The sequence below is a fragment of the Chelatococcus daeguensis genome, from assembly GCF_001887265.1.
Lineage (GTDB): Bacteria > Pseudomonadota > Alphaproteobacteria > Rhizobiales > Beijerinckiaceae > Chelatococcus_A > Chelatococcus_A sambhunathii.
In genome coordinates, this window is the sequence record NZ_CP018095.1 from 1562368 (window position 1) to 1579460 (window position 17093).

Annotated in this window: 14 protein-coding genes; 5 read left to right on the forward strand and 9 right to left on the reverse strand. The window is 67.1% G+C overall.

All coding sequences use genetic code 11. The features are described 5' to 3' along the window. Positions 1–28: 28 nt before the first annotated feature. A complete protein-coding gene (locus BOQ54_RS07485) occupies positions 29–1066 on the forward strand; it encodes a LacI family DNA-binding transcriptional regulator (protein ID WP_055460041.1) in 1038 nt (345 codons plus the stop codon). A gap of 29 nt (positions 1067–1095) precedes the next feature. Here BOQ54_RS07485 and BOQ54_RS07490 read toward each other — a convergent pair whose 3' ends face one another. Further along, positions 1096–1680, reverse strand: coding sequence for a helix-turn-helix domain-containing protein (locus BOQ54_RS07490; protein WP_063185861.1), 585 nt, complete (start codon positions 1678–1680; stop codon positions 1096–1098). A gap of 167 nt (positions 1681–1847) precedes the next feature. Between BOQ54_RS07490 and BOQ54_RS07495 the strand changes: the two genes are divergently transcribed. Next, positions 1848–2351, forward strand: a complete 504-nt coding sequence (locus BOQ54_RS07495) for a fasciclin domain-containing protein (protein ID WP_071923628.1) — start codon at positions 1848–1850, stop codon at positions 2349–2351. 76 nt (positions 2352–2427) lie between these two features. Continuing rightward, positions 2428–2649 carry a DUF378 domain-containing protein gene (locus tag BOQ54_RS07500; RefSeq protein WP_055460039.1) on the forward strand — a complete coding sequence of 74 codons (222 nt, stop codon included), beginning with the start codon at positions 2428–2430 and terminating at the stop codon, positions 2647–2649. 63 nt (positions 2650–2712) lie between these two features. Here the strand turns inward: BOQ54_RS07500 and BOQ54_RS07505 are convergent, their stop codons facing one another. From BOQ54_RS07505 to BOQ54_RS07530, 6 genes are all read right to left on the reverse strand, one after another. Then, the gene (locus BOQ54_RS07505) at positions 2713–3489 is read right to left on the reverse strand and encodes an ATP-binding cassette domain-containing protein (RefSeq protein WP_055460038.1); all 777 of its coding nucleotides are present in this window, start codon (positions 3487–3489) and stop codon (positions 2713–2715) included. After that, entirely contained in the window at positions 3486–5729 is a 2244-nt protein-coding gene (locus BOQ54_RS07510) for an ABC transporter permease (RefSeq protein WP_245316318.1), read from the reverse strand. The genes BOQ54_RS07505 and BOQ54_RS07510 overlap by 4 nt, the downstream gene beginning before the upstream one ends. Positions 5730–5882: 153 nt before the next feature. Beyond that, positions 5883–6965: a substrate-binding domain-containing protein gene (locus BOQ54_RS07515; protein WP_055460093.1), complete on the reverse strand. Its 1083-nt coding sequence runs from the start codon at positions 6963–6965 to the stop codon at positions 5883–5885. A gap of 116 nt (positions 6966–7081) precedes the next feature. Then, complete coding sequence (locus tag BOQ54_RS07520; protein ID WP_055460036.1) at positions 7082–8014, reverse strand: sugar-binding protein; 933 nt, start codon at positions 8012–8014, stop codon at positions 7082–7084. Positions 8015–8186: 172 nt separating this feature from the next. Further along, a complete protein-coding gene (locus BOQ54_RS07525) occupies positions 8187–9242 on the reverse strand; it encodes an ABC transporter permease (RefSeq protein WP_063185867.1) in 1056 nt (351 codons plus the stop codon). Then, the gene (locus BOQ54_RS07530) at positions 9242–9982 is read right to left on the reverse strand and encodes an ATP-binding cassette domain-containing protein (protein WP_055460034.1); all 741 of its coding nucleotides are present in this window, start codon (positions 9980–9982) and stop codon (positions 9242–9244) included. The genes BOQ54_RS07525 and BOQ54_RS07530 overlap by 1 nt, the downstream gene beginning before the upstream one ends. A 265-nt stretch (positions 9983–10247) precedes the next feature. Here BOQ54_RS07530 and BOQ54_RS07535 point away from each other — a divergent pair, with 265 nt between their 5' ends. Further along, complete coding sequence (locus tag BOQ54_RS07535; protein ID WP_071923630.1) at positions 10248–11006, forward strand: SDR family NAD(P)-dependent oxidoreductase; 759 nt, start codon at positions 10248–10250, stop codon at positions 11004–11006. 975 nt (positions 11007–11981) lie between these two features. Then, positions 11982–13382: a porin gene (locus BOQ54_RS07540; RefSeq protein WP_071923631.1), complete on the forward strand. Its 1401-nt coding sequence runs from the start codon at positions 11982–11984 to the stop codon at positions 13380–13382. Between the two features lie 486 nt (positions 13383–13868). On the opposite strand, the gene BOQ54_RS07545 is transcribed toward BOQ54_RS07540, so the two are convergent. Both BOQ54_RS07545 and BOQ54_RS07550 read right to left on the reverse strand, forming a co-directional pair. Then, on the reverse strand, positions 13869–14759 hold the full coding sequence (locus tag BOQ54_RS07545; RefSeq protein WP_071923632.1) for an alpha/beta fold hydrolase: 891 nt from the start codon (positions 14757–14759) through the stop codon (positions 13869–13871). 64 nt (positions 14760–14823) lie between these two features. Then, a complete protein-coding gene (locus tag BOQ54_RS07550; protein ID WP_071923633.1) occupies positions 14824–16917 on the reverse strand; it encodes a lytic transglycosylase domain-containing protein in 2094 nt (697 codons plus the stop codon). Between the last annotated feature and the right edge of the window lie 176 nt (positions 16918–17093).

The window sequence follows — 17093 nt, forward strand, 5'->3', positions numbered from 1 at the left end:
CAGAAAATGAGGGCAACATGCCTCTATCATGAGCATGATCGCCGAACGGATAACGCTGGAGGATGTCGCGCGGGAGGCGGGCGTGTCGCTCGCGACGGTGGACCGCGTGCTCAACCGGCGCCCCGGCGTGCGCGAGAAGACCGCCGCCAAGGTGCAGGCGGCCATCGCCAAGCTCGGCTACCGGCCCGATCCCGTCGCTGCGCGGCTGGCGCGCAAGGAGACCTTCCGTTTCTGTTTCATCCTGCCGACGGGCACCAACACCTTCATGAGCAATCTCGAGGAACAGGTGGGAGTGGCGGCCGAGTGGCTCGTCACCCAGCGGGCCTTTGTCGACATGCTGCATGTCGATGTCTTCGATCCCGATGTTCTAGCCACCGCGCTCGAGCGTCTGGAGGGGCGCTATCACGGCGTTGCGGTCATCGCGCTCGATCATCCGCGCGTTCGGGCCGCCATCGACGATCTCGTCGCCCGCGGCTCGGCGGTGGTGACGTTGGTGTCAGACGCGCCGACTTCGCGCAGGCTGCGCTATGTCGGTATCGACAACACGGCCGCCGGTCGCACGGCCGGCACGTTAATGGGGCGCTTCTCAGGGGGGCGCGAGGGATCTGTCGCGCTCATCGCCGGGTCGCTCGCCCTGCGCGACCACGCCGAGCGGCAGTTCGGCTTCATGCAGGTGGTGAACGGAGAGTTCCCCAACCTGAGGACCCTGCCGCTGCGCGAGGGGCGCGACGATTCCGAACTGACGCGCAAGGTGACCGAGGACATCCTCGCCGCCCATCCTGATCTCGTCGGCATCTATAATGTCGGCGCCGGCAACCGCGGCATCGCTGCCGCCCTCGAGGCAGCCGGCCGGGAGCGGGATATCGTCTTCATCGGCCACGACCTGACCGCCTACACCAAGCGCTTTCTCGTGCGCGGCATCATGGACGCGGTCATCAACCAGGATGCGGGCCACGAGGCGCGCTCGGCCGCGCGCTTGCTCCTCGCCCACTGTACAGGCGAGCCCATCCTGCCCGAGCAGGAGCGCATCCGTATCGACATCTTCTTGCGGGACAACATACCCTGATCAGGGCGATTGGCGGCGTTGGCGTCCCCTCACGCCGCAGTCACCACCAGGGCCCTGCAGACGGCACGGCCCCGCCGGCAGTAGCTGTGCGGCGCGCTCGAGTCGAAGTAGACGGCATCGCCCGCCGAAAGAGGCGTCGTTTCGCCGGCCACGGAGAGTTCGAGTTCGCCTTCGAGGATATAGACGAATTCAGCTGAGCCGTGCTGGTGCGGCGCCGATGGCTGCGCGTCGAGCGGGAATTCCGCGTAGAACGATTCCATCCTGCGGTCGGTTGCCGGATAGTCGAGGCTTTCGAACAAGTAGGCCGGAGGCTCGTCACCGGGTGGTGACGGCAGGCGCAGGCGTTCGCTTGCGCGCACCACAGCCACCAGCGGCCGGGGCGTTTCGCGGCTGAAGAAGTGGTCGAGGCCGACGCCGAATACCATTGCGATGCGCAGCAGGGTTGGCAGGGTGGGGAAGAGCTGGCCGCGCTCGATCTTCGAAAGCATCGCGGTGGAGAGCCCGGTATGGGACCCGAGCTGGGCAAGGCCCAGTTTCTTCTTCAGGCGCAAGGTGCGGATGCGCGGGCCGATCTGATAGCGCTGAAGCTCGACCGTCAACGTTTCGGACAGCATGTCCACCTCGATGTTTCTTCTCAATCCGCAGCACGCGATGATATTATCACTGTATGAAAAATCAATTTCATATCACGATAAATTTACAATGACGAAAATCAGTTTTCCCATAAAGTGAATTTGGTCGCGGATAGCGTCGGACAATTCAAGAAAAGGGAGTAGCAGTGATGACCTTCAAGCTCGCCTGCAAGACGGCGGTCGCAGCTGTGACCATCGGCATGGTGCTCGCCGGCTCTCCGGCTCGGGCAGCAGGAGACAAGGACATCGTCGAAACGGCGACAGCGTCCGGTCAGTTCAGCACGCTGGCAACGGCGATCAAGGCGGCCGGGCTGGTCGAGACGCTCAAGGGATCGGGGCCGTTCACGGTCTTCGCTCCCACCGATGATGCCTTCGGACAGCTGCCGCCGGGAACGGTCGAAAGTCTCCTGAAGCCCGAGAACAAGGAGAAGCTGATCGCGGTGCTGACCTATCACGTCGTGCCAGGCAATGTCGCCTCTGCCGACGTCGTGAAACTCGACAAGGCCACAACCGTGAATGGCAAGATGATCAGCATCACTCAGAAATCCGGAAAGGTCATGATAAACGATGCTGCGGTCACGGCAACAGACATCGCCGCCTCGAATGGCACGATCCACGTCATCGACAAGGTTATCCTCCCGCCGGAATCATGAACTTCGAGAGAATCGTTGCGCCCGCGCTGACGTGGAGTGCCTTGGGCCGGGCGTGCGAGCATCGATGGAGGAGGCAATGAAGATCATCAATTTGACGACGCTCGCCCTCATCATCGTCGGCGGGCTGAACTGGGGCCTCATCGGGCTTTTCGGGCTGGATATGGTGGCAGCCCTGTTCGGCGAGGCATCCGTTCTGTCACGGATTGTCTACACCGTCGTAGGCATTTCTGCCGCCTGGCAGGTCATGCCTCTGTTCTCGGCGATCTCGGCGGGCGAGGTCGTGGCCGAGCGGGGATAGACAGACGATGAAGCCCGGCCGCAGGGCCGGGCCTCTCGCCCTTTATACGGTCGTCAGGCGACATCAAGCAGCCTGCCGAAGAGCCTCGTCAGCGGTCAGCGCGGTGTCGGGCGTGCCCGAGACGATGAGTTCCAGCACCTCCTTCTCGCTCGTGTGGGCGATGTAGCGATCGCCGACGTTCTCGCCGCGCTTCAGCACCATGATGCGATCACCGACCTCGAAGATGTCGGTGAGCCGGTGCGAGATGATGACCTGCGCCACGCCCTGGCGCTTCAGTTCCGCCATCGTTTCCAGCAGCCGCTCCGTCGCCATCACGGAGAGGTTGGCCGTGGGCTCGTCGAAGATGATGACTTTGGGCTCGAAGGAGATGGCACGGGCAATGGCGACGGACTGCTGGCGCCCGCCCGACAGGCTCTCGACCTTCTGGAACACCGAATTGACGTCCACCTTGAGGCGGCCCAGCACCTGTCGTGCCTCCTCATACATCTTCGGTCGGTCAACGAAGAGACCGAAGCGCTTCGGCCAGCGGCCAAGGAAGATGTTCTGTCCGACGTCCATGTTCCCGCACAGGGCGAAGTCCTGGTAGATCATCTCGATGCCACGGTCGCGGCTCTCGTGCGGACTCCGGAAGTGGGTTTCCTCGCCATTGACGAGCACCTCACCCGCATCGCGCTGGTAGGCTCCGGTCATCACCTTCATCAGCGTCGACTTGCCGGCTGAATTGTCGCCGACGAGGCCCAGAATCTCGCCAGGCATGAGGCGGAAGTTGACGTTGTTGAGCGCCTGCACCGCGCCGAAGCGCTTCATGATGCCGCGCATCTCGATGATCGGCGTCGTCATGCGCCTTTGCTCCCTTGATGCAGTCTCAGCTTTTCGGCGGCCGCGAGCTGCCGGCGACGGCGCCACTCGCCGAAGACGTTGTTCTGGCGGAACCAGATGTCCCCGATCACGGCAATCAGCAGGATGAGACCGATGAACACGTTCATCCAGTGCTGCGGCAGCACGAATGAGGCGCCATTGGCGAGGATCACCTGCAGCGACAGCAGCGAGCGGATGAGCGTGATGACGGCAGCCCCCGCGAGCGAGCCGATGATAGTGCCGTAGCCGCCGAAGATGGAGCCACCGCCGATGATCACCGAGGCGATGGCGTCGAGCTCGCGCAGCTGGCCGGCGGACGGGTTGAAGCTGCGGTAGAAGGCGACGTAGATGACGCCGGCCGCCGCGGCGCACAGCCCCGAGAAGACGAGCGACAGGAAGCGCACGCGCTTCGTGTCGATGCCCGCATAGCTCGCCGCTCGCTCGTTGCCGCCTGTCGCATACACCTTCTGGCCGAAGGGCGTCGCCCCGAGGACGATGCCGGCGACAATCGCGACGAGGAGGAGGAACAGCGTCTGCACGCTCACGGCGCGCGTCACCTCCAGCCACAGCCCCGTCTGCGGCGGCATGCCGAAATAGGACAGCACCTCGTAGAGATTGCGGCCGATGAGGTTGAAGCGCTCCGGGAAGCCCGAGAGCTGGCGGCCGGAGACGATCCAGGCTGCAAGTCCGCGGGCGATGTAGAACATGCCGAGCGTGGCGACGAAGGAGGGCAGATTGAAGCGCGTCGTCAGCCAGCCGTTGACGGCGCCGCACAGGGCGCCGGCGGCGAGCGCGAGCGAGATGGCGAGCAGCGGATCGCCCCCCATTTCCTTCATCACATAGGCCGCGACGGCCCCCGACAGGGCCAGCACCGAGCCGACTGACAGGTCGATGTCGCCGTTGGCGATGACATAGGTGAGGCCGAGCGACAGGAGCGCCACCTCGGAGAAGGCGAGCAGCAGGTTGAAGGAATTGTTGAGCGAGCCCCAGAAGTCCGGCCGCAGCCACATGCCGACGAGCCACAGCGCGATGACGAGGACGATGGCCGCCGCATCGCGCCGGTGCAGGAAGGCCCTGAGCCCGCGGGCACCGACGCTGCGCGCGTCGCTCGCCGTGCCAAAGGTCTTGACGCCGACGATGGCCGCGCCGCCGGGATCGAGGCTTGGCGGCGGCTCGGAGCCCGTGAGCCACGCCTTGAGGCGGCCGAAGACATTGCCGCGTACCACCCAGGGCTCGATCAGCACGGCCGCGAGCAGGATAAAGCCAAGGAACGCCGGCACGGCGCCGGGCGGCAGCTGGGCCAGCGCCTGCACCTCCATCTCGACACCGCCCACCGTGATGGTGCGCGTGACGGGAATGCCCTCGCGCAACACCTTGTCGATGAGCACGACGAGGGCCGCGCCGAGGCATGCGCCGATGACACGTCCGCGCCCGCCGGCGATCGCGGCCCCGCCGACGATGACGGCGGCGATGACGATGAGCTCCGCCCCCTGGCCGTATTGCGAGGTGACGCCCTTGTCCTGCGTGACGTTCATCAGCCCGGCGACCGCGGCGCAGAAGGACGAGATCATGAAGCCGCGGATGCGCACGGCCTTGGTCGCGATGCCGGCATATTGCGCCGCCTGTTCGTTGCCGCCCACCGCATAGGTCTCATAGCCGACGCGCGTCTTGGCGAGGACCAAGGCGCCAACGACGGCGAAAACGAGAAAGATGAGGATCTGGTTGTTGAAGCCGAGCGCATTGGTCTCGCCCATGGCGAAAAGCCAGTAGCCCTGCGCCTTGAGGTCGAAGCCGATGGTCTTGCCGCCGGTGAGGCCGAGCACGAGGCCGCGGCCGATGAAGAGCATCGTCAGCGTGGCGATGAACGGCGGCACGCGCAGGATGGCGACGAGCACGCCGTTGACGAGGCCGATGGCGAGGCCGAGCCCGAGGCAGAGGAGGGCGGCGGGCACCGCGTCCAGGCCGTAATGCGTCGGCGAGAAGAAGATCGAGAAGGCGACGGCGGTGAGCCCGAGCGTCGAGCCCACGGACAGGTCGAGGTCGCGGTTGACGATGACGAAGGTCATGCCGACGGCCATCACGCCGTAGCGGGCCGTATCCCGCAGGACCGCCGAGATCGCGTCCGTCGAGCCGAAGAAGGTCGGGTTGAGAAGGACCCCGACGAGATAGAGCAGGGCCATGAAGGCAAGGAGGCCCGCTTCCCAGCCGCCGACGAGCTGCATCGGAAGGTGCTGGGGCGAACGAGGTGTTTCCGGCCGACCGGCTGTCGCCGCAATTGCCATCCCGATGTTCCTTGTGTCGTCCGTTGCGCGGCTTCGCGCCGCGTCGCCTTGGCCGGCCCGCCGGTGCCGCAGGGGCGCCGGCGGGCAGACGGTTCAGTTCTCGAAACGCTTGCCGACCGTGTCGACGGTCTCCTTGGTCACGAGCTGGGCGCGCGTGTCGAGGTTGGCCGCCGCGATCCCGCGGTCGATCTGCAGGTACAGCTGCGCGACGGGCCAGAAGCCCTGCAGGAACGGCTGCTGGCCCAGCGAGCCGGTGAGCGCGCCGGTGCGGATCTGTTCCTGCTGCTTGGGGCCGAGATCGAAACCGAAGGCGCAGACCTTGTCGTTGAGCTTCAACTGGCTGATGGCATCGCCCAGGGCCGGCGTCACGAAACCGTTGGCGGCGAAGGCGCCCACCACGTCCTTGCGGCTCTCGATGAGCGTCACCACCGAGCCGACGATATTGTTGGCGTCCACGTCGATGCCGATGTTCTCGGGACCGGCGTCGACCTTGAAGTCCTTCAGCTTGCCGGCGGCGTTGAGGGCTTTGACCGTGGCCTCGAAGGCCGACTTGATGCGGTTGTTCACCTCGACGTTGCCGAGCGTCGTGGTGGAGGGAAAGATGATCGAGCCGCCCTTCACCCCCTTGTCGACGAGGCACTTGACGAGGGCCTCGCCGCCGATGGCGGCCGCCGAGGCGTCCTGCCCCGTGTGCGAAATCTGCGAGCGGTTGAGGAGGTTGGGGTCGTGCGAATTGGTCGTGGCGACGGGGATGCCGCGCTCCATGAGCTTCTTGACGATGTCGTCGTAGGCGCCCGACTGCGGCGTCGTCATGATGACGCCGTCGATGGTCGGATCGTTGATGATCTGGTTGAGGATCTGGATCTCGCGCGGGATGTCGTCGACCGGCGCTTCCGAGCCGAGCATCAGCAGGTTGATGCCGAAGGCGTTGGCCGCCACCTTGGCGCCGACATAGGTCGGGTCGAAGAAGCCGTTGCCAGCCGTGTGGGTGACGATGGCAAAGGTGAGCTTGCCGTCCTTGGAGTTGAAGTCCTTCGTCCCCGGCGCCTCCTTGGCCGCGTCGTCGAAGGAATAGCCGCCCACCGCCCGTTCGAGCGCGCCCGACTGGGCATGCGCTGCAACCGACAGCAGCGATACGCCCGCGGCCAGTGCGGCAGTGGCGAAGCAGCGCGTCATGGTAGCGCGCGTCATCGAAAAGCGCTTCATGGTTTGAACCTCCCCGGTTCGTTCGTTGTCTTCCTGCGCGTCTCCGGCGCGGCGAGCGCCGGAGACGTTGCGGGGCCGGCCGCTGGTTACTTCAGCATCTCCCCGACATTGGCCGGCGTCACGCGGTCGAGGCCCGTAAAGATGAGCTCCTCGACTTTCTCACCCTTCTTGAGTGCCAGCAGCGCATCCATGGATTTCTCGCCCATCTCGAAGGGGCGCTGGCCGACGAGGCCGTTGGCAAAGCCGTCCTTGAGCAGCTCGAGCTGCACCTTCAGCGTGTCGGCGACCACCAGCGTGAACTTGCCGCTCTCCAGGTCCTTCTTGTACTTCGAGGCGAAGCTCCTGAAGCCCTCGGGCGCGAACATTGGCCAGCCACCAACCGGCACGATGGCCGCAAGATCGGGGTTCGCCGTCTTGAGGTCCTGCATCTGCTGCACGGCGAGCGCGATGTCGTCGTTGCAGAACAGGGGCGAACCCGAGATCTCCTCCCACTTCGAGCCCTTCAGCACCTCGCGCACGCCCTCGACGCGCTCGGCGAGGTTCTTGGCCGCCGGACCGCCGGAAATCATGGCGAACTTGCCGCCCTCGGGGCGCATCTGCAGCAGCATCTCGCCGAGCGCGCGGCCGAAGTCCTTGTTGTTGGTGCCGATATAGGCGGTGCGCGCCGAGCCCGGCGCATCGGCATCGAAGGTGATGACGGGAATGCCCGCATCGACCGCCGCCTTGATCGAGCGTGTGGCGGCGGCCACGTCCGAAACCGAGATCGCGAGACCGTCGACCTTCTGGGCGATGAGATCCTGGATGATCTGCGCCTGGCTCGCCGGCTCGTGTTCAACCGGGCCCTTATAGATGCACTCGACGTTGCCGAGCTCCTTGGCGCGTTTGACGCAGCCGTCGCGGGCAAGGTCGAAGAACGGGTTGTTCATCGCCTTGGGAACGACGGCGAAGCGGTAGGTTTGCGCCGTGGCAGGCAGGGTGAGAGCGGCGAGTGCCACCGCCGCCAGAAGCATCTTTCGCATGGGTTTCCTCCTCCTCGGTGATGGGCGCCCCTCGTTGGCGAAGGGTCATGGCCTGTCGTGTCTGTCGCGCTTCAGCTTGTGCTTCTTGGCCCGGCAATCGGGCAGTATCGGGAGCGGGGCAAGGCCCCGCGCCGGATGACGGGTGTTCGCCCCGGCTCGCCGGGGCGCATCCTCAGGCCGCGCGGCCGCTGCGCAGGCGGTCCACGAGCACGGCGAGAATGATGATCATGCCGACGAGCACGATCTGCCAGTAGGCATTGATGCCCGCGAGCACCAGGCCGTTGCGGATGACCTCGATGAGCAGCGCGCCGATGACGGCACCCGCCGGCCCGCCCATGCCGCCGGCGAGGTTCGCCCCGCCGATGACAGCCGCCGCAATGATGGTGAGCTCGTAACCCGTTGCGAGATTGGCCGGTGCAGAGCCGAGCCAGCCCGTCATCAGGATGCCGGCGAAGCCGGCCGAGAGCGAGCACAGCACATAGACCGAGACCTTGACCCGCTCGACCGAGATGCCGGTGAGCGCCGCTGCCTTCTCGTTGCCGCCGAGCGCGAAGACGTGCCGGCCGAAGGCCGTGTGGTGCAGCACGACGCCGAGGATCGCAGCGAGGCCGAGCAGATAGACGACCGCCATCGGCACGCCGAGGATCGTCCCGTCGGTAAAGGCGTAGAAGGCATCGATGTCCGGCCCCGCCGGCGTCTGGCCTCGCCCCTCTGTCACCGCATAGGCGAGGCCGCGCGCGATCGACAGCATGCCGAGCGTGGTCACGAAGGGCGACAGCCCGACGCGCGCCACGAGGAGCCCGTTGGTGAGCCCGACGAGGACGGCGACGCCGAGCCCCGCCGCGATCGCGAGCGTCATGGTGGCGAACGGCACGCTGCCGAGGCCGGTGCCCGCGAGGGCCTGCATCGCCATGGCGCAGGCGATGGCCGACAGCGCCATGACCGAGCCGACCGACAGGTCGATGCCACCGGTGACGATGACGAGCGTCATGCCGAGCGTCACGATGCCGATGAAGGAGAAGTTCTTGGCGACATTGGCAACGTTGCCAGCCGAGAGAAAAGCCGGGCTCATCAGGGCCATGACGATGACGATGGCCAAGAGCGCCGCCGCCACATAGGCGGTCTGGCTGGCGAAGAAACCGCGCTGCCACCAGGCCGCGCGTCCGACATTGGCAAAGTCGCCCGTCTTGATGGCGCCCGCGGACGCAGATGAGGTCTCGCTCGCCATCATGCGGCCTCCTTGGCGCCGGTGATGAGGGCCGTAACTTCCTCGGGGCTGGACTGGGCGATGGCCTTGTCGGCCACCTTGCGGCCGCGCCGTAGCACGACCACCCGGTCGCAGACGCTGAAGACGTCCGGCATGCGGTGGGAGATGAGGATGACGGCGACGCCATGGTCCTTGAGGCGGCGGATGAGGTCCAGCACCTCCGCCACCTGGCGCACGGAGATGGCGGCTGTCGGCTCGTCCATGAGCACGAGCTTGGCGTCCGACAGGCGCGTGCGGGCGATGGCCACCGCCTGGCGCTGGCCGCCCGACATGGCACGCACCACGTCGTTGGCGCGCGTCTCGGACTTCAGCTCCGCAAAGAGCTCGCCCGCCCGCCGGTTCATCGCCCCGTGATCGAGGAAGCTGAAGGGGCCCACGCGGCGCCGGAGCTCGCGGCCCAGGAACACGTTGGCGGCGGCGGTCAGGTTGTCGGCGAGCGCGAGGTCCTGGTAGACGACCTCGATGCCGACGTCGCGCGCATCCACCGGCCGCGTGAAATGAACCGGCTGCCCGTCGAAGGCGATGCTGCCGCTGGTCGGCGCGAAATTGCCGGCGATGATCTTGACAAGCGTGGACTTGCCCGCGCCGTTGTCCCCCATCAGGCCGACGGCTTCGCCCGGCTCGATGGCAAGATCGACGTCGCCCAGCGCCCGGATGGCGCCAAACTCCTTGCCCACTCCCCTCAGTTCGAGAAGCGCCAAATGTCATTCCTCCCCTGGTCTTGGCCGGTCCACGGATGATCCGGCAGGCCGCTCTTCATGGCGGCTCCCTGGGGCTGACGATGCCCAATCGGATGACGGTGCGCAACTCATTTTTGCGGTGCACCTCAAAAATTCTGAGGTGCGCATGTCATTATCGTTGAACATTCGTCGCATGGCGCTAGTGTGCGGGCATCGAAAGGTGGCGGCCGCGGCTCGCGTGGGGCGCGCAGCCGCTTCCAGGCGCTCGGCTCAGGGAGACATGGTCATGGGGGCGATCTATCCGGATCTTGCCGGCAAGGTGGTGCTGGTCACCGGCGGCGGCTCAGGCATCGGCGAGGCGATCGTGCGCCGTTTCGCGCAGCAGAAGGCGAAGGTCGGCTTCATCGACATCAAGGGCGACGAATCGCGCGCCCTTGTCGCCGAACTCGCGCGCTCGGGCGCGCAGGTGCATTTCGAGGAGGCGGACCTGACCGACATCGCCGCTCTGCGCGCGGCCGTCGCGCGCATCCGTGCCGCGCTCGGTCCCGTGGCCGTGCTCGTCAACAACGCGGCGCACGATGAGCGCCATCCGACGGAGGAGGTCACGCCGGAATACTGGGACGATCGTATCGCCGTGAATCTCAAGCATCAGTTCTTCGCCGCCCAGGCTGTGCTGCCGGACATGAAGGCAGCCGGCGGCGGCGCCATCATCAACTTCGGCTCGGTGTCCTGGATGGTCGGGCAGGGCGGCATGGCGGCCTATACCGCGGCCAAATCCGCCGTGCTCGGCCTCACGCGCTCGCTCGCGCGCGACTATGGACCGGACAACATCCGCGTGAACGCCATCGCGCCGGGCTGGATCATGACGCAGCGGCAGATCGAAAAATGGCTGACACCCGAGGGCGAGGCGGAGCTGATGCAGCGCCAGTGCCTGAAGCGCAAGCTGGTGCCCGACGACGTCGCCCGCGTCGCCGTCTTCTTCGCCTCGGAGGAGGCTTCCGCCTGCACCAACCAGCATTACGTCGTCGACGGCGGCTGGGTGTGAGGCGAGGGTCGTCCACAGTGAGGGTTGCCGGCTGACGGCCGGCAATCCCGCCCTTGGCTGTTGCGGGCAATTGGACCCCGGCCATGCGCCTTGAGGCGCAACGTCGATACCCGTCGCACCGGGCGAAGCGGCGTGCGCCTCCGGGGATTCGAGCACAGAACTTCCGAAGGCGTCGTTTGGATGGAACGAGCGCGTGCGCATCGGCCCTGCGCCTGTTCCCTGCCGTCCCGTCAGGCCCGCGGCCGTCGCGACATCCACCTCCTGAAGGCTCGGTGCGTTCAAGACGTGGATGGCACGCGCTCGCGCGGTGCGTCTCTTCAAAGCCTCGCAGGCGGATGGGTCCAACGTGTCATGCGAGCCCGTCGGGGCGCTGGAGGGCGGACAGCCTGAAGCCGGCGCTGTCGGGGCTCTCTCCCGGCCGATGATCGGCTGTAGCCTTTCCTGGTCGATGGACGATGGAGTGCGCTGGGGCCGTATACGAGCCGGCATCGCAGCAGGCGAACGGATTCGACCCAGTCCGGATCGGCCCAATCAAGTGATTCCCGATGCCATTTTCCTCCGCCGGGCGCGCGGCAGGGCCCGCATTGGCGAGTGCAATGGAGGTGCGTGGCCGCCGTCGGCGCGCATCGGAGGGCTCCGTCGGGCCCTGGAGCGCGTCGCGACAATCGTTAAAAATGTGTAAACAGAACGACTTGCGCGGCGACACCCGGGAAAGTGGCGTTTCTGCAACAGCGCCTCGAAAACGCCACAACCGGCCCTCGTTTAGGTTGATCCAAAAGAGGCTGTCGGACATGTTGGCTCTGCGTTCGGGGGCGACCCGGCCGCAGATTCGAGCCTGGCGCTATGCTCAGCCGCAATGCCGAGGATGACGGCAGGCTCGACAGGTTGGGGGAAAAGGGGACTTTCCGAGGGGCGGCTCCGCCGGCTGAGGAAAAAGAACCGCTCCCGAAGGGTCTCGAAACTTTGGAGGTCACTATGAAGCTCGCCAAGAGCCTTCTCCTCGGATCGGTTGCCGGCCTCGCCGCGGCCGCTGGGGCTCAGGCCGCCGATCTTCCCATGCGGAAGGCTGCGCCTGTCGAGTACGTTCGTGTTTGCTCGGTGCACGGCGCCGGCTTCTTCTACATCCCGGGCTCGGACACCTGCATCAAGATCGGTGGTCGTGTCCGCGCTGAGTACCGCTACCTCGAGCCGACCGGCAGCTGGGGCACGACGAGCACGCTCGTGGCGCCTGCCGGCGGTGGTGCGGTGACTTCGGTTACCACTCCTGTCTACAACCCGGGCCGTCGTTCCGACGCCACCGGCTTCCGCGCTCGCGGCCGTATCAACGTCGATGCCCGTACCGCCACCGAGTGGGGCACGCTGCGCACCTTTATTCAGGTCGACGTGACCGCCGACACCGGCAACTACCTGAGCGCCGGCCGCAACGGCTTCGGTCCGGGTACCGATACGACGAGCGTCGCCCTCGACAAGGCCTACATCCAGTGGGCTGGCATCACGGCTGGTCGTATCAGCTCGTTCTTCGACTTCTACGCCTCGGCCATCAACTTCGGCTCGGGCTACATGGCGTCGCTGGGCTCGGATAACGGCTCGGTCAACACCCTTGCCTACACGGCGACCTTCGGCAACGGCTTCTCCGCGACCCTCGCCCTTGAGGATCGTAGCGCGGTCGTCCGTAACGTTGCGAGCACGGCCAACGTTCTCGGTGGGACCAACAACATTCTCGGCGGCCAGCGCATGCCGAGCATCGTCGGTAACCTCCGCGTCGACCAGGGCTGGGGTTCGGCTCAGCTGTCGGGTGTCGTGCAGCAGCTCAACTCGTCTGCGCTTGATCGGCTCGGCGGCCGTATCGACACCGAATACGGCTACGCGATCCAGGCTGGCGTGAAGTTCAACGTGCCCATGCTCGCCGCCGGCGACGCCCTGTGGCTGCAGGCTGCTTACGCTGACGGCGCCCTCGGCCGCCTCGGCCTCGGCAACCTGACCACCTTCGGCACCCTTTATGGTGTGGCCGTCGATGGTGTTGAGCTCAACGGCAGCATCAAGCGCACGAAGGGCTGGGGTGTGACGGCTGCGTTCCTGCACTACTGGACGCCGTCGATCCGTCAGGCCGTGTTCGGTAACTACACGGCTGTCGACTACTCCGGGTCGGCCATCGCTGCCTACTCGACGCCTGGTGGTTTCGCGACCATCAACGACTTCAAGATCTGGACGGTCGGCACGAACGTGATCTGGTCGCCGGTCAAGGCCTTCGACATCGGCGTCGAGGTGCTCTACCAGAAGCTCGACCCGAAGGGCCGCTTCATCTTCCCGAACGGCTCGTCCAAGGCCGACGTGGACGTGTGGGAAGCTCGCCTTCGCTTCCAGCGCGACTTCTGATCTCATCCCGCAAGGGTGATATCGAGACCCCGGCGCGTCAGCGCCGGGGTTTTTCTTTTGTGCCGAGGGCGGCGCGGACATCGGCGCGGGCGTCGTCGGCAAAGCGGTATCGTCAACGGCGGCAACTGAAGACGAAAGGTGGGGCCGTGACGCCGCCTCCCTCCAGTACTGGACGCCCTCGCTAGCCATCCCTGTTGGGCGCGACAGGTCGCTCGACGAATCGGCAGTGACGCTGCAGCAGGATTTCGAGGTCTGTAGCGGCGGCAGAGACGTGGTGGCCGGTCTCAATTTCGACCTCGGCCTTGATCGTCTGCCAGCTGCGCGCCGTCGACGGCGACCTGGCGTTGGTCTTTCTCAACGGCTTGGAAGAATTCGCGAAACGCGCCTGCGGCTGCAGCGCTGGCCCTGATCCTCACCACCGGGATAAGGCGAAGTCCACGCAGGACATTCGCGAGGGCTTTCGTTCTTCCGATCCCGCCGGCAGCCTCAGCCGAGATGGCGGATGAAGGAGAGGATGGGGCGCCTGACGTCCTTGTGGCTCGTCAGCGGTGCGTGGCCCTGGGCCGGGATTTCCACGGCCTCCAGCCGCTCGTGGGCAGCACGCATGCGTGCCAGCGTGTCGGGCGACAGGATATCCGAATTGGCGCCGCGCAGTGCGAGCACGGGCACGTCGGCGAGGCCGCCGAACAGGGGCCACAGCTCCGGCAGCTTGGATTCGAGGTCGAGCATCTCGAGTGTCTTGAGCAGCGCGGGGTCGTAGTCCGGAAGAAGGTGCCCGTCTGCGTCCTGGCGCCAGGTCGTCGCCGCCATCTCCCGCCATTCGGCATCGCTCAGGGCCGGGAACTGCGCGTCCTGCAGGCGCCGCAGGATGTCGACGGCCTCCTCGATGGTGCGCGGGCTCGGCAGCTTGCCGACATAGCCGCGGATGCGCATGAGGCCGCGCGCCTCGATGATCGGGCCGATGTCGTTGAGCACGGCGGCGGCGATCGCCGCCGGGCGGGCGGCGGACAGGGCCATGGTGATGAGGCCGCCGCGCGAGGTGCCGATGAAGATCGCGCGCTCCACGCCGAGGGCGGCGAGCGCCTGCATGAGATCGTCGAGCTCGACGCGCACGTCGTAGTTGCGCCAGTCGCGGTCGCGCTCGGAGGCGCCACGCCCGCGATAGTCCACCGCGAGCACCCGGCGCGGGCGCTTTTCGTCGGCGACCAGGTCGAGCGCAAGCGCATGGAAATCCGCCGCCGTCCGGGCGAGCCCCGGCAGGCAGACCACGGGCAGGGCCCGGGCGGGGGCAGTCGGTATATAGTCGCGCACGTGCAGGCGCAGGCCGTCGCGCGCGGTCACGAAACGGCTCTCGTAGGGGTCGGTTCCGGCGTGCAAGGCGGCAGTCCGTGAAGATCGGCGGGGATCGGGCCGGCGCTTGGTCGGCTACCCGCAAGCTGGTCTAGTTGGCGCCGCGGCGCAAGTCCTCGTCGATCAGGAGGGCCGTGCGGCCGTCCACGCGCTCGCGGTAGACCTGCAGGTTTTCCATCACCCGCTGCACGTAGTTGCGCGTCTCGTTAAAGGGGATGCGCTCCACCCAGTCCACCGGGTCGACGCCCGGGCTGCGCGGGTCGCCATAGGCCGCGATCCAGCGGCGCACGTTGCCGGGCCCGGCGTTGTAGGCGGCGAAGGTCAGGATGTACGAGCCGCGCCAGTAGCCGACGAGCTCGCCGAGATGGGCGGTGCCGAGCGTGGCGTTGTAGGCAGGGTCCGCCGTCAGCCGGTTGAGGTCGAAGGCGAGGCCGGCGCGCTTCGCCGTCTCGCGCGCCGTCGCCGGCATGAGCTGCATCAGGCCGCGCGCGCCGGCGGGCGAGATGGCGCCTGGCTCGAATGCGCTCTCCTGCCGGGCGATGGCGAGCACCATGGCGCGCTCGACGGCGCCGGCGTCGTCCACCGGCGGCACCCCGTCGGTCGGGAAGGCCTCGGCGTGGAGGAGGTGCCCCGCATGGAGCGCCCGCTTGCCGACGAGGAGGCGTCCGCGCGTGTCGTTTGCCTCGGCGGCGAGCTCCGCAAGAAGGGCGAAGGCCTCCGCATCGCGCGCCGTGCGCGCGGCCTGGGCCAGCAGCGGCACGCTGAGGCTCGCGTCGCCGAGGCGATAGGCGAGGCGCAGGGCGCCAACGAGCGGCTCGGCCTCCGCGCGGGCCCGGGCGGCGGGGTCGGGCAGGGCCTCCGCCCGTGCCGGCACTTCGGCCGCACCGAGCCTGTGTCGCGCCAGCTGGCCGTAATAGGCGGTGCCGTGCCGCGCCGCCTCCTGGTAGAAGCGCCGCGCCTCCTCGCCTCGCCCGGCCGCCTCGGCGGCGCGGGCGCGCCAGTAGGCGACGCGGGAGACGGAGATGGGCAGGGTGGCGGCGGGCGCCGCCTCGGCGAAATGCGCCGCCGCGCGCTCCGGCTCGTTGAGGAAGCGCAGGGCGATGAAGCCGGCGAAGAAGGCATTCTCGATCTTTGCCGTCTCGCTCTCGGCCTCGTTGATGCGCGCTACCGCATAGGCAGTGTGCGCATCCCCGGCATCGAGCAGGCCACGGGCGAGAATGCGCCGCTCCAGCGCCCAGCTGTCGCCGTCGGCGAGCGCGGCGACGACGCGCGGGGCATCCTCAAGCGCCTCGGCCGCCTCGTGAAGCTTGTCCTGCCGGCGCAGCATGCGAGCCCGCGCGAAGACATAGGCCGGCGTGCTGCGCAGGGCGGCGGGCACGGCGTCGAGCAGCTTGCCGGCGCTCGCCGGGTTCTTCATGGCGGCGCCGAAAGCCTTGAGCAGTGCCTCGTGACCGGGGCCCAGCGCCTTGGCCTCGGGCAGGGCCTCGACGAGTCGTTCGGCGAACAAGAGGCGCTCGAGCCGCCGCTCGTGGTCGGAGCGCAGCAATTCGGAGCCGAAGCGGGCATTGATCCGCTTCTCCAGGGCGTCGCTCATCGCCTCGCGGCGCCAGACCCGCCGGGCGATCTCAGCGGCGTCGCTGTCGTGGCCCTCGGCGGCCAGCATCTCGGCGAGGGCGATCTGCCCTTCGGGGCTTACGGGCTCGCGGGTCGCGAAGAAGCCGCGCACGACGCGGGCGGGCTTCGCCTCTTCGAGCAGGGCCTGTTCCGCCCTCTTCTGCAGACCCTCCTCGCCCGGCCAGCCGGGATGCCGGTTGAGGAAGGTGTTGATCCGCTCGAAGGGCACCGCGCTGGCATTGTGGCGCAGTGCCACCCATTCGGCGAGCGAGCGCGCGGCTGGCGTTTCGAGGGAGCGGGCCAGCGCATCGCCGTCGCTGATGCGGCCGGCGCGATAGAGCTTGATGGTCTCGTCGAGCGTCAGCAGCGGCGAAGGAGCGGGGCTTTGCGCCGCCTCGTTCTCGGGTCGGGCAGGGGGAGCAGGCAGGGAGACGGAGGTGGCCGTGCTTTCCGGGCGCGGCGGCGGCAGCACGGCCGCACCGCTCGGCCGCTGCATGGCTGCAGTGAGGACGACGGCGCCGACGAGCCCGAGCGCCGTGCTCGCGGCGACAAAACGTGTGAACGGCTTCATCGCGCCCTCGTCGCGAAGATGACGGCCTCGATCACGCAGGTATGGATTTTCCCAGCCCTCCGTTGAGGAAATGCTAACGTTGTTCGGACGCTGAAACGGAATGGCGCCCCTTTGCCTCCATCTCAATGAGCGGTATGACTGCGGCAGACGTATGGCCGTCCGACCATGCGCCATTC